General features: G+C 68.9%; 14 protein-coding genes. 10 read left to right on the plus strand and 4 right to left on the minus strand.

Translation table 11 applies throughout. From position 1 onward, the window contains the following. Positions 1–386: 386 nt before the first annotated feature. Complete coding sequence (locus tag RMO30_RS11700; RefSeq protein ID WP_309713634.1) at positions 387–1079, minus strand: metal-dependent transcriptional regulator; 693 nt, start codon at positions 1077–1079, stop codon at positions 387–389. A 56-nt stretch (positions 1080–1135) separates the two neighbouring features. Between RMO30_RS11700 and serC the strand changes: the two genes are divergently transcribed. Next, positions 1136–2260: a phosphoserine transaminase gene (gene serC, locus RMO30_RS11705; protein ID WP_309713637.1), complete on the plus strand. Its 1125-nt coding sequence runs from the start codon at positions 1136–1138 to the stop codon at positions 2258–2260. Beyond that, complete coding sequence (locus tag RMO30_RS11710; RefSeq protein ID WP_309713640.1) at positions 2257–2499, plus strand: DUF2530 domain-containing protein; 243 nt, start codon at positions 2257–2259, stop codon at positions 2497–2499. The genes serC and RMO30_RS11710 overlap by 4 nt, the downstream gene beginning before the upstream one ends. On the opposite strand, the gene RMO30_RS11715 is transcribed toward RMO30_RS11710, so the two are convergent. Continuing rightward, a complete protein-coding gene (locus tag RMO30_RS11715; RefSeq protein WP_309713643.1) occupies positions 2407–2919 on the minus strand; it encodes a DUF3027 domain-containing protein in 513 nt (170 codons plus the stop codon). The genes RMO30_RS11710 and RMO30_RS11715 overlap by 93 nt on opposite strands. Next, positions 2916–3296 (minus strand): cold shock domain-containing protein, encoded by a 381-nt coding sequence (locus RMO30_RS11720; protein ID WP_309713647.1) that lies wholly within the window; start codon positions 3294–3296, stop codon positions 2916–2918. The genes RMO30_RS11715 and RMO30_RS11720 overlap by 4 nt, the downstream gene beginning before the upstream one ends. A gap of 25 nt (positions 3297–3321) precedes the next feature. Between RMO30_RS11720 and RMO30_RS11725 the strand changes: the two genes are divergently transcribed. The 8 genes from RMO30_RS11725 (at position 3322) to RMO30_RS11760 (ending at position 11714) form a co-directional block, all read left to right on the plus strand. Continuing rightward, entirely contained in the window at positions 3322–3582 is a 261-nt protein-coding gene (locus tag RMO30_RS11725) for a hypothetical protein (RefSeq protein WP_309713650.1), read from the plus strand. Positions 3583–3593: 11 nt separating this feature from the next. Next, a complete protein-coding gene (locus RMO30_RS11730; RefSeq protein WP_309713653.1) occupies positions 3594–5450 on the plus strand; it encodes a helicase-associated domain-containing protein in 1857 nt (618 codons plus the stop codon). 128 nt (positions 5451–5578) lie between these two features. Continuing rightward, positions 5579–7219: a DNA repair helicase XPB gene (locus RMO30_RS11735; RefSeq protein ID WP_309713655.1), complete on the plus strand. Its 1641-nt coding sequence runs from the start codon at positions 5579–5581 to the stop codon at positions 7217–7219. 103 nt (positions 7220–7322) lie between these two features. After that, positions 7323–7553, plus strand: a complete 231-nt coding sequence (locus RMO30_RS11740) for a hypothetical protein (protein WP_309713658.1) — start codon at positions 7323–7325, stop codon at positions 7551–7553. Positions 7554–7822: 269 nt separating this feature from the next. Beyond that, a complete protein-coding gene (locus RMO30_RS11745; protein ID WP_309713661.1) occupies positions 7823–8908 on the plus strand; it encodes an epoxide hydrolase in 1086 nt (361 codons plus the stop codon). 63 nt (positions 8909–8971) lie between these two features. Then, positions 8972–9664 carry a response regulator transcription factor gene (locus RMO30_RS11750; RefSeq protein WP_309713664.1) on the plus strand — a complete coding sequence of 231 codons (693 nt, stop codon included), beginning with the start codon at positions 8972–8974 and terminating at the stop codon, positions 9662–9664. A 43-nt stretch (positions 9665–9707) separates the two neighbouring features. Beyond that, positions 9708–11414 (plus strand): HAMP domain-containing sensor histidine kinase, encoded by a 1707-nt coding sequence (locus tag RMO30_RS11755; protein WP_309713667.1) that lies wholly within the window; start codon positions 9708–9710, stop codon positions 11412–11414. Between the two features lie 9 nt (positions 11415–11423). Then, positions 11424–11714, plus strand: a complete 291-nt coding sequence (locus RMO30_RS11760) for a WXG100 family type VII secretion target (RefSeq protein ID WP_309713670.1) — start codon at positions 11424–11426, stop codon at positions 11712–11714. A gap of 157 nt (positions 11715–11871) precedes the next feature. Here RMO30_RS11760 and groEL read toward each other — a convergent pair. Continuing rightward, the coding region (groEL, locus tag RMO30_RS11765) for a chaperonin GroEL (RefSeq protein WP_309713672.1) at positions 11872–12702 on the minus strand (831 nt) is incomplete at its 5' end.

Genomic DNA, 12702 nt, shown 5'->3' on the forward strand with positions numbered 1-12702 from the left:
CGCTCAGCGCGGTGCTGAACTCAGCGGTCTCGGAATCGGTTGAGCGGTACGCGTACGCGGGTAGCGCGACTGTGGCGAAGATCGACGGCACGGCGACGCCCATGACGAGCAGCGGCAGCACCCTCAGGCGCGGGCGTCGGAACGCCGAGCCAGACGTGGACGGGGACTCGGATTCGGTCGGGTTGGGGGAAAGGCGAGCGGGGGTAGCGCTAGAGAACAATGAGAGACTCCTGCACCGCACCGCACTCTCGAGCGGCCCCATCCTTGTCGTATGTCACGTCGCGCGGCAGAGGATGGGAGGTGAGGCGCCCTGCAACGCGGCCTCCGACCGGCTTGCGTGGCCGAGAGGACCCGTTGACTATACGCGACGTGCCTGGGGCCGCAACTCAGCTCGCGACGTAAACGTGCACGGCGACCTCGGGAGGCAATTCGAGCCCCTCGCCGAAGCCATCAACCCGCACCAGCACGTAGCCGCCCGCCGACGAGATCGTCGCCTGTGCGCCCGGTACGACCCCGGCAGAACGCAGCTGCTCGAGCAGCTCGGGCTCGAACTGCACGGGCTCTCCGAGGCGTCGCAGCTGCGCCGAGACCGGCGCCTCCTCGCCACGCACGCGCTCGACGATGTTCACGACGCCCTCGAGAAACGGTCGGGATGCCGGCCCGCCGATCTCTTCGAGTGCGGGGATCGGGTTGCCGTACGGCGACTCCGTCGGGTTGCCGAGCACTTCGAGCAGTCGCCGCTCGACTTGCTCGCTCATGACGTGCTCCCAGCGACAGGCCTCGTCGTGAACGAGAGTCCAGTCGAGACCGATGACGTCGTGCAGCAGCCGTTCGGCGAGCCGGTGCTTGCGCATGACGTGCAGTGCCCGACTGCGGCCTTCGGGGGTGAATTCGAGATGGCGGTCGCCCTCGACCCGCACCAGACCATCGCGCTCCATACGCCCGATGGTCTGCGACACAGTGGGACCCGAGTGACCGAGACGCTCCGAGATGCGGGCGCGCAACGGGACGATGCCCTCTTCTTCGAGGTCGTAGATGGTGCGGAGATACATCTCCGTCGTGTCGACGAGATCGGTCATCGGTGGCGGCCTCCCAGGGTGATCAGCCTAGTTCGGCGCGCCGGTAGAATCCGACCATGCCGAGCCTTGAGATCCCCCGCGACCTGTTGCCGTCGGATGGCCGGTTCGGCTGCGGACCTTCGAAGGTGCGCCCCGAGCAGATCGAACATCTGCGGGCAAACGCTGCACTGCTCGGCACGTCGCACCGCCAAGCTCCGGTGAAGAACCTGGTCGGGCGGGTGCGCTCGGGGCTCGCCGAGCTCTTCGCGATCCCCGACGGCTACGAAGTGCTGCTCGGCAACGGGGGTTCGACGGCGTTCTGGGACATGGCTGCGTTCTCGCTCATCGAAAAGCGCAGCGAGAACCTCGCGTTCGGTGAGTTCGGCGCGAAGTTCGCCGCCGCCGCGGCCGCACCGTTCCTCGAGAAGCCCCACGTCATCCAGGTCCCCGGCGGTCAGCGTGCCGACGTTGAGGTGCTCGAGGGCATCGACCTTTACGCCTGGACCCACAACGAGACGTCGACGGGTGTCATGGCACCGGTCACGCGCGTGCACGGCGACCCGGGCGCGCTCACGGTCATCGACGCCACGAGCGCGGCAGGCGGCGTGCTCTTCGACGCGGCCGAAGCGGATGTCTACTACTTCGCGCCGCAGAAGAACCTGGCCAGCGACGGCGGCCTCTGGTTCGCCCACGTGACGCCGGCAGCGATCGAGCGGATCGAGCGGATCGCCGCGAGCGACCGCTGGATTCCCGAGGTGCTGAGCCTCAAGAACGCCGTCGACAACAGCCGCCTCGACCAGACGCTCAACACCCCGGCGATTGCCACGCTGCTGCTGCTGGAGAGCCAGCTCGAATGGATCAACGGCAACGGCGGCCTCAGTTGGGCCGACGCCCGCACCACGGAATCGTCGGGCGCACTCTACGACTGGGCCGAAGCCTCGTCGTTCGCGACACCGTTCGTCGCGAACCCGTCAGACCGCTCGCAGGTCGTCGCGACGATCGACTTTGACGAGAGCATCGACGCCGCGGCGGTCGCGAAGACGTTGCGCGAGAACGGCATCGTCGACACCGAGCCCTACCGCAAGCTGGGCCGCAACCAGCTGCGGGTCGCGACGTTCACGGCGATCGAACCGGATGACGTGCGCGCCCTGATCGCATCGATCGACTGGGTGCTCGAGCACGCTCCGGTTCCGGTCGGGTGACCGTGCGCCTCTTCATCAAAGACTCCGAACGACGGCCCGACCCGGCGCCAGTGAAGACAGATGACCGCAAGGTCGTGCTGGTCGGCCTCGTGCTCTGGATCGTCGCCCTCGGCGTGATGCTCGCCCTGCTGCCGCAGCTGCAGGAATCAGACCTCGTCTGGTTGCTCTGGACCGTCGTCGTCGGCTTCGGCCTCGGCCTCGTCCTGCTCGTCTTCACGTCCCGGCGGCACACCGACTAGGTCGTCGAACTCGAAGTCGATCCCATCGTCGGGGTCGTCTCCGAGGTCGTCATCGTCCTCCCGCTCGTCGTCCAAGTCGAGGTCGTCTTCGTCGTCGTCAACGTCGGCGACACTCTCTGCGGCGATCAACGCCTGCGCGGTGCGGTAGTCCTCGAGGCGCTCGTCCCACGGCACCCAGTCGGGCGCGAGCAGCGCGCCGTCGCCGGGCATGAGCTCTGCCTCCATCACCGTCGGCTCTTCGCCCGGGGTCTCGGCGACACTCACCGACCAGTGCCAGCCCGGATACCCCGAGAGGGTCGAGGCGAACCGCAGGGTGGCGGTGCCGTCATCCAGTGCGTCGTGCTCCAGCAGGGCGCCAACGGTGCCGGCAGGACTGATCTCGGCCAGCGCCGCGCGCGCGACGTCTTCCTGGCTGCTCATGCGTCGAGATCGTCGGCGACCCGACGCAACACGGCCGCGATCTTCGCGCCGTGGTTGCCGTCGGGGTAACGCCCGCGCCGCAAGCCCGCGCCGATCCCGTCGAGAAGCTTCACGAGATCTTCGACGACAATCGCCATGTCGTCGGCGCTGCGCCGGTTGCGCTGACCCATCGTGGGCGGCGTCTCGAGCACGCGCACCGAGAGGGCCTGCGCCCCCTTCTTGCCATCGGCGATGCCGAACTCAAGCCGGGATCCCGGCTTGACCACGGCTCCCGTCGGCAGCGCGGAGGCGTGCAGGAACACCTCGGTGCCATCGTCTGAGGCGATGAACCCGAATCCCTTGTCCTCGTCGTAGAACTTGACCCGACCGGTGGGCATGGCGACTGACCTCTATCCTTGGACCGTGGCGAATGACACCCCGGTGCCCCTCAATCGTATCGAACGCATCCTGCGGAACATGATCGCGTCCGCGGCAGGACTCTCGATCCTCGCCATCCTCGCGACGATCGTCGCCAACCTGAGCGGGGTGAACACCCGTGAGGGTCTCTGGCTCACCGTCACGGTGCTGCCGTTCGTGGGGCTGATTATCGCGTTCGTGCTCATGATCGTCTTCGCGATCGTGAGCATCGTGCGGCGCCGCCGGCTCGCCCGGGACAGCAGCTAGCGAAGCCGACGATGGCCGCCAGCGGCTCTGCTCTCGCGCTCGCGGCTCGGCTGCGCGCGCTCGATGACGCCGCGCTCGCCCGCCTGGTGACCCAGCGCGGGGTGCGCGACTCCGGCATCCGCGACTTCTTCGACCTCGCCGAAGCGCTCCTCGACCGCACCTCGGTGCAGTCCGCCCTGGAGCGGCTCGACCGCGGGACTCTCGCGCTGCTCGCGGTCGCGGGCGAGCTCGCCGAAAGCTCCGGTGCCCCGACGGCTGACCAGCTCAGCGCGCGGCTCGAGCTCGCCATCGGCGACGTGCGGGAACGCATCGCGACCGCACTCGAGGCTGGCCTGCTGGGCGCTGAGTCGGGCCGGTATGCGCCGTGGGATGCGGTCGTCGAACAGTTGCGGGCCTGGCCGGCCTTCGGGCTGCCGGCGAGCCGCGACCTCGAATCGTCGTCGCCACCCGCCGTGCTCGAGCCGGTGAGCGAGACCGATGTGCGCTTCATCGACCGAGGCGCTGGCGACCGGGCGTTCGGCACCCTGGGTGCGGTCACCGAAACACTGCTGGCGTTGCGGGATGCCCCCGCCCGCCGACTGACTCGTGGCGGGCTCGCCCTTCCCGACGCCCGACGCCTCGCCGGGATCGCCGGCGTTGACGCATCGGAAGTCGAGTTGTTGCTCGACATCGCGGCGCGCGCCGGGCTGACCGTGCTCTCCGGCACCGAGTGGGTGCCGACCCAGAACCTCACGGCTTGGCTCGCCGGATCCCGCGTCGACCGCTGGGCGGAGCTCGCCAACGGTTGGCTCAGCCGACTGCCTGACGACCTGCGCGAGTTGCTGCGCACCCGCGCCCACGCCGTATGGGGTGACGGGCTCCTCGACTACCTCGCCTGGCTCTACCCGGCCGGCGGTGCGTGGATCCGCGAGCGTGCGGCGGCGGCGGCACGGGAGGCCGAACTGCTCGGCATCACCGGCGCGGGTGCCCCGAGCACCGCGGGCTCCCGGCTGCTGCTCGACGGCACGGCGGCCGCCGCCGAAGCGATGGCCGAATCGTTCCCGCCCGAAGTCGACCAGGTCTACCTGCAACACGACCTCACCGTTATCGCCCCCGGCCCGCTGCGGGTCGACCTCGAAACCCGGCTGCGCGGGTTGGCGGAAGCCGAGGCCCGCGGCGTCGCGTCTTCGTTCCGGATCACCGCCGTCTCCCTCACCCGGGCATTCGTCGCGGGTGAGACGGCAGACGGCCTGCGGGCGTTCCTCACCGCGCTGTCACTGACCGGCATCCCGCAGCCGCTCGAGTACCTCATCGCCGACACAGCGGCCCGGTTCGGCACGCTGCGAGTGGGGCGCCTGGAGGAAGCCGCGGGGGCCTACGTGCGCTCCGACGACACGGGCCTGCTGCGCCAACTCGCCGTCGACCAGGCGTTGACCCCGCTCGGCCTTGAGGCCTCCGGCATCCATCGCCTCATCACCCGGTTCGACGTCGGTCTGCTCTACACCGCCCTCCTCGACGCGCGGTATCCCGTCGTCGCCGAAGACTCGGAGGGCGAGATCGTCGCGATGCGCGCCGAACGCCGCGCGTCGTCGGGGGGTGGCGGGGTCAGCGACGACACCGCCGCGCTGCTCATCTCGCGGGTACGGCACAGCGCCGACGCCGCCCCCGAGGAAGCCGACCGCGCCTGGCTCGCCCGCCAGCTTGAGCTCGCGATCAAGGGCAAGGTCACCGTCACCGTCACCGTTCGCCTGCCCGACGATTCGCTCGCGGACTACGTGCTCGAACCCGCCGCTCTCGCCGGAGGCCGCCTGCGCGCGCGCGACCGCCGTGCCGACATCGAACGCACCCTCCCCCTCGCGTCGATCGTCTCCGTCTCCGACGCCCCCTGAGCTCCCCGCGGGTTGAGTGCCGGGCGCAGCCCGGTTTATCGAAACCGCCCCCGGGCAACTCGAACGGTGGGTTTCGATACACCGCCTCCGGCGGCACTCAACCCGCGGGGGACGTAAGCTCGGAAGTTATGTCCGGGCCCCTGATCGTGCAAAGCGATCGCACCGTCTTGCTCGAAGTCGCGCACCCGGATGCCGAGGACGCCCGGCACGAATTGGCCGTGTTCGCGGAGTTGGAGCGGGCGCCCGAGCACGTCCACACGTACCGCATCACGCGCCTCGGCCTCTGGAACGCGCGGGCTGCCGGTCACACGGCGGAGCAGATGCTCGACACTCTTGAGCGCTTCGCCAAGTTCCCGGTGCCGCAGACGGTCGCCGTCGACGTCACCGAGACGGTGTCGCGGTACGGGCGGCTGGTGATCGAGCGGGATGCCGATGGCGCGCTCATCCTGACGACCACCGATCCGGCGGTGCTCGCCGAGATCACCCGGTCGAGCAAGGTCGGCCCGTTGCTCGGGGTGCGCCTCACGTCGACCGTCTGGACCCTGCAGCCCTGGGCGCGCGGGCAGGTGAAGCAGGAGCTGCTGAAGCTCGGGTGGCCAGCCGAAGACCACGCCGGCTACACCCCCGGCACGCCGCATGACATCGACCTCGTCGAGGACGGCTGGGCGATGCGCGGCTACCAGCAGAAGGCGATCGACAACTTCTTCGAGGGCGGGTCGGGCGTCGTGGTACTGCCCTGTGGCGCCGGCAAGACGATCGTCGGTGCGGGTGCGATGGCCGAAGCCGACTCGACGACCCTCGTCCTGGTCACCAACACGGTGAGCGCGCGCCAGTGGCGCACCGAGCTGCTTCGGCGCACGTCACTGACAGAGGATGAGATCGGCGAGTACTCCGGCGAGCGAAAGGAGATCCGCCCGGTCACGATTGCGACGTACCAGATCCTCACCGCGAAGCGGAAAGGCGAGTTCGCCCACCTCGCGCTGCTCGACGCCCTCGACTGGGGCCTCATCATCTACGACGAGGTGCACCTGCTGCCCGCGCCAGTGTTCAAGCTCACGGCGGAACTTCAGGCGCGCCGCCGCCTCGGCCTCACCGCGACGCTGGTGCGCGAAGACGGAAGGGAGTCGGATGTCTTCAGCCTCATCGGCCCGAAACGCTTCGACGCCCCGTGGAAAGAGATCGAAGCGCAGGGCTACATCTCCCCCGCCGCCTGCTACGAGGTACGCATCGACCTGCCGCCGTCCGACCGACTCGAATACGCGGCGAGCGCCGACGACGAGCGCTACCGGCTCGCCGCGACGGCTCCGGCGAAGCTGCGGGTCGTGCAGGATCTCGTCGCGAAGCACGACGGCGAGCGCATCCTCGTCATCGGGCAGTACCTCGACCAGATCGACACCCTCGCCGAGGTGCTGAACGCCCCCGCGCTCACCGGCGCGACGCCGATCGCCGAGCGCGAGCGGCTGTACGAGGAGTTCCGTGAGGGCCGGCTCAAGGTGCTCGTGGTGAGCAAGGTCGCCAACTTCTCGATCGACCTGCCCGAGGCGACCGTCGCCATCCAGGTGTCTGGGTCCTTCGGGTCACGCCAAGAGGAGGCACAGCGACTCGGCCGGCTGTTGCGCCCGAAGGAGAGCGGCATCCCGGCGTCGTTCTACACCCTCGTCGCCCGCGACACCGTCGACCAGGACTTCGCACAGAACCGGCAGCGGTTCCTGGCCGAGCAGGGCTACTCGTACACGATCCTCGACGCGCACAGCCTCGCAGCGGCGTAACCGAGCAACGCCCGGTGGCGACGCCCCAGGTACCTTCGCCAACGCCCTCGCCGCCGCGGAGCGCCCCGGTGTACGTTGAGGCACCCGTTCGAAAGGAACCTCTGTGTCCGATTCCCTCAAGGTCAAGCTCTGGCTCGGAAGCGAACCGGTGGAGGTGATCGTCAGTGCCTCGCTCTTCGAGGGGAGGGAGATCACGCAGCGAGTCGTCTGGATCGACTTCTCGTCCAAGATCAAGGACGGCTACATCACGCACGAGGAGCTTGCCAGCGGCGGTCGCGTAATCGTGAACTGGGGCAAGGTTGGGGCGATCTCGTACGACGCTCCGGCCGACTAGAGTTCTCGATCACCGTGACCCGGGTCCCGCCTATAGCGGTCAAACCAGGAAGCAGAAGACGAAGTCGGTGATGGGGCTGACCGTCGTGAGGAACCCGAGCACGGAGATCCAGATGACTGCGATCAACTCTGCGGTGGCCGCGAGCTTGGGCATCGGTAGCCCGCGCCAGCATCGACGCTGACCGCCCGACCGGGTCGGGAGGCAGCAACGTCACGCCCTCCAGGAGCCACCGGTTCTTCGGCTCCCCGTGACGGCGTAACTTGTCGAACGTGCACCCGTTCACGATCGACATCCCGCAGGCCGACCTCGACGACCTGCGTGTGCGCCTCGCCCGCACTCGTCGCCCGCCCCGGGTCGAGCACGGCTGGGACCGCGGGACGTCGAGCGACGCCCTTGAGACCGTGCTCGCACACTGGGCCGGTCCGTACGACTGGCGGGCGACGGAGGCCCGGCTCAACGCCCTCGACCACGTGAGGGTGGATGTCGACAGCCTGACGATCCACGCCGTGCGGGCCGGCACCCCGGGTGCGACTCCGCTGCTGCTCATCCACGGCTGGCCCGACGGGTTCTTTCGCTTCGAGAAAGCCATCCCGCTGCTCGCCGATCGGTTCGAGCTGATCATTCCGAGCATCCCCGGGTATGGGTTCAGCGACCGGCCCACCGACCCCACCGGCCCCGCGCGCAGCGGCGACCTTCTCGCCGGGCTGATGACCGCTCTCGGCCACGAGCGCTTCGGAGTGCACGGCGGCGACATCGGCTCGACGATCGGGGAACAGCTGACTCTGCGGCATCCGGATCGCGTGCTCGGACTGCATCTCGGCGACATCCCGTTTCACCGACCGCGCGCGCTCGCCCCGGCGGACGCTACCGACGACGACCGCGAATGGATGGCGCGCCTCCTCTCCTGGGAACAGACCGAGGGCGCCTACGCGCGGCTGCAGCGCACGAAGCCGCAGACCCTCGCGGTGGCGCTGGAGGACTCCCCCGCCGCACTTGGCGCGTGGCTCCTCGAGAAGTACCAGGCGTGGAGCGACGGCGACGCGCTCGACGTGTACTCGCTCGACGAGCTGTGCACTGTGCTGACGATCTACTGGGTGACCCGCACCGCCGGCTCGAGCGTGCACTACTACTTCGACAACGCGCACTCGGAGCTCGAAACCGCGCGCGTCGAGGTGCCGACGGCCGTCGCCCAGTTTCCCCGGGACCTGCTGCCCGCGCCGCGCTCCACAGCTGAACGTTGGTTTCGCGTCGAGCGCTTCACCGAGTTCCCGCGCGGCGGGCACTTCGGCCCGTGGGAGCAGCCGAAGCTGTGGGCCGACGACGTTGTCGCGTTCTTTGATCAGATCCGAGCGTAAGGAGATCGTCACATACGCGGCGACTCCCAGGATTCACCCAGCAAACGCGCAGAAACTAGGGGAATGAGTGACGGCCCCCGCATCCTGATCGTCGACGACGAGCCGAACATCCGCGACCTGCTGACCACGAGCCTGCGCTTCGCCGGCTTCGCGGTGCGGGCCGTCGGCAACGGCGCCCAGGCGATCTCGGCGGTGCTCGAAGAGGAACCCGACCTCATCATCCTCGACGTCATGCTTCCCGACATGAATGGCTTCGGGGTCACCAAGCGGCTGCGCGCCTCTGGCTACACGGCCCCCATCCTGTTCCTCACCGCGAAAGACGACACCGAAGACAAGATCACCGGCCTCACCGTCGGCGGCGACGACTACGTCACGAAGCCGTTCTCGCTCGACGAGATCGTCGCGCGGCTGAAGGCGATCCTGCGCCGCACGATGCACGACGAAGAAGACGCGATCATCCGCGCCGGAGAGCTGACGATGGACCAGGACACGCACGAAGTCGCGGTCGGGTCTGAACAGGTCGAACTCTCCCCGACCGAGTTCAAACTGCTGCGCTACCTGATGCTCAACCCCAACCGGGTGCTCAGCAAGGCGCAGATCCTCGACCACGTCTGGGAGTACGACTTCAACGGTGACGCGGGCATCGTGGAGAGCTACATCTCCTACCTGCGACGTAAGCTCGACCAGCACTCGACTGAGCCGATGATTCAGACCAAACGCGGGTTCGGGTACATGCTCAAGACCGCCAAGGCCTAGGCCCGCCAGGGCCGTGGCCGCAGATCCCCGGGAGGCGCGGCCAGTGGCGAATCCCGTCTCCGCGTCGTTCGACCGCTGGTGGAACGGCATCTCGCTGCGCGCCAAGGTCACCGGCGTCACCGTCTTCCTGCTCACCCTCGGGCTCACCGTCGCGGGGGCCGGCACGATGACCGTGCTGCGCACCTACCTGGTGGAACGCGTCGATGAGGCGATCAACCTGCAAGAGGTCGCCCTCCCGACCGGCCTCGAGGTGAGCGACGTACGCGAATATGACGGCTACTCGGCGGCCGTGTCGGCATCCGGTGACCTGATCGCCGACAACCTCTCCGGCGATCAGGCCGACTTCCGCCCCGTGCTCGACGACCTCACGCTCGCGAAGGTCGTCTCGCTCGAGGGTGCGCACATCACCCTGCTCGACGCGAGCAAGACGGTCGAGTGGCGGGTGGTCGCGCTCCCGAACGCCGTGGGCAGCGGCTCCGACCAGGCGACGCTCGTGATCGGTCGCAACCTGAGCGACACCAACGCGCTGCTCGGTCGGTACGCCGCGATCTTCCTTCTGTTCGCGATCGCCGTCGTCGTGCTCGGCGCGATGGCGACCCAGCTGCTTGTCACGGGCGCGTTCCTGCCGCTGCGGGACGTCGAACGCACCGCCGCGAGGTTCGCGGCGGGCGACTACAGTCAGCGTCTCGGCGGGGCGACCCCGAACACCGAGGTCGGGCGCCTCAGCCGTTCGCTCAACACGATGCTTGCGCGCATTGACAGGGCCTTCGCCGACCGAGCGCGCACCGTCGACCAGATGCGCCGATTCGTCGGTGACGCTTCCCACGAACTCCGAACGCCGCTCGTCTCGCTGCGCGGTTACGCGGAGCTCTACCGGATGGGCGCGCTGCAGACCCCAGACGACGTCGCGCAAGCGATGGACCGCATCGAGCGGGAAGCGATCCGCATGGGGGGCCTCGTCGAAGACCTGCTCGAACTTGCCCGCCTCGACGAAGCTCGGCCGCTCGAGCGGGTCGCCGTCGACTTGCTGCCGATCGCCCAGGACGCCGCTTTGGATGCCGCCGCCTCAGCACCCGAGCGGCGCATCACCGTCGTCGTGCCCGAGGAGCCGGAGCCCGCAGTTGGCGACGCCTCGGTCGCCGTCGAACCGGTGGTGGATGCTGACGCCGCCGTCGCCGGCGTCGCGCCCGCCGCGCGCCGTGCCGGGTTCAGCGCGGGTGCGTTCGCGTTCGCAGACGCCACCCTCGCCCGCCTGCGGCGGCGCCGTCCGCCGCGCGACGCGGCCGCCCCAGCGCCCGCCGCCGCACCGCTGCCCCCGATCGGCCCCATCGTGTTCGCCGAAGAGAACAAGGTTCGCCAGGTGGTGACGAACCTCATGGGGAATGCGCTGCGCTTCACGAAAGACAACTCGCCCATCGAAATCGTCGTCGACGTCGACCGCACCGCGCGCTACGGCGTCATCGCGATCGTCGACCACGGCCCCGGCATCCCTCCGCAGTTGCGGGAGAAGATCTTCCAGCGCTTCTGGCGCGCCGACACCTCTCGCACGCGCGACACCGGCGGGTCGGGTCTTGGTCTCGCGATTGTTGCGGGCATCATCGCCAACCACGAGGGGCACGTCGAAGTCGTCGAGACGCCTGGGGGTGGCGCGACCTTCCGGGTCAGCCTCCCCCTCCTCCCCAGCGATGAACCGCCCGCTGCCTCCCCAGCCCCCACGACGGCTTCTCGAGGGCGTGCCCGGCGTCCCTAGCGTCGCGGCATGACCAGATATCAGATCGACAGCGAAGCGGTCGCCGCGGCGACCTCGTCCGTTCAGGCGGCTGCTGGCCGCATCCAGGCCGACGTAAGCGGGCTGCACGCCCAACTGCTCGACCTCCAGAGTTCCTGGACCGGCCAAGCCGCAGCCGCCTTCCAAGCGGTGGTCGCCGACTGGACAGCGACCCAGCGCCGGGTCGAAGAGAGCCTGCAGCTGATCAACGCCGGCCTCGCCCAGGCGGGCCAGCACTACGCCGAGATCGAACTGCAGAACGCCCGGCTCTTCGCTCGTTGACCGCCGATACACGCAGAAGCGGGCGGCTCCTTGTGGGAGCCGCCCGCTGATCTGTAGAACGAGCGCTGGATGGGGTTTCGATACGCGTCGCCTGTGGCGGCGCTACTCGACCCTGACCCTTCGGTGGAGCCTTCCTGCGGAAGCCTCTACCTGCGGGTCAGAAATCCATCCCGCCCGACGGGTCGCCGGCCGGAGCCGGGTGCCGCTCCGGCTTGTCCGCCACGACCGCTTCGGTCGTGAGGAACAGCGCGGCAATCGACGCGGCGTTGAGCAGCGCCGAACGCGTCACCTTCACCGGGTCGTTGATGCCCGCAGCGAGCATGTCGACGTACTCGCCGGTCGCGGCGTTGAGGCCCTGACCGACGGGGAGGTTGCGCACCTTATCGACGACAACGCCGGGCTCGAGGCCCGAGTTGAGCGCGATCTGCTTGAGCGGAGCGTCGATGGCCACGCGCACGATGTTCGCGCCCGTCGCCTCGTCACCCTTCAAACCCGTGACGGCCTTGCCGGCGAACGCGGCCTTGCCGGCCTGGATGAGGGCGACGCCACCACCGGCGACGATGCCCTCTTCGACGGCGGCCTTCGCGTTACGCACGGCGTCTTCGATGCGGTGCTTGCGCTCCTTGAGCTCGACCTCGGTCGCGGCTCCAGCCTTGATGACCGCAACACCGCCGGCGAGCTTCGCGAGGCGCTCCTGGAGCTTCTCGCGGTCGTAGTCGCTGTCGGTGTTCTCGATCTCCTGGCGGATCTGCTTGACCCGACCGGCGATCTGGTCGGCGTTGCCGGCACCCTCGATGATCGTGGTCTCGTCCTTGGTGACGATGACCTTGCGCGCCTGGCCGAGCTGCTCGAGCGTTGCGTTCTCGAGCTTGAGGCCCAGCTCTTCGCTGATGACCTCGCCGCCGGTGAGGATGGCGATGTCGGCGAGCTGCGCCTTGCGGCGGTCACCGAAGCCGGGGGCCTTGACGGCGACCGACTTGAAGATGCC

Source organism: Pseudolysinimonas sp. (assembly GCF_031389465.1).
Classification (GTDB): domain Bacteria; phylum Actinomycetota; class Actinomycetes; order Actinomycetales; family Microbacteriaceae; genus Pseudolysinimonas_A.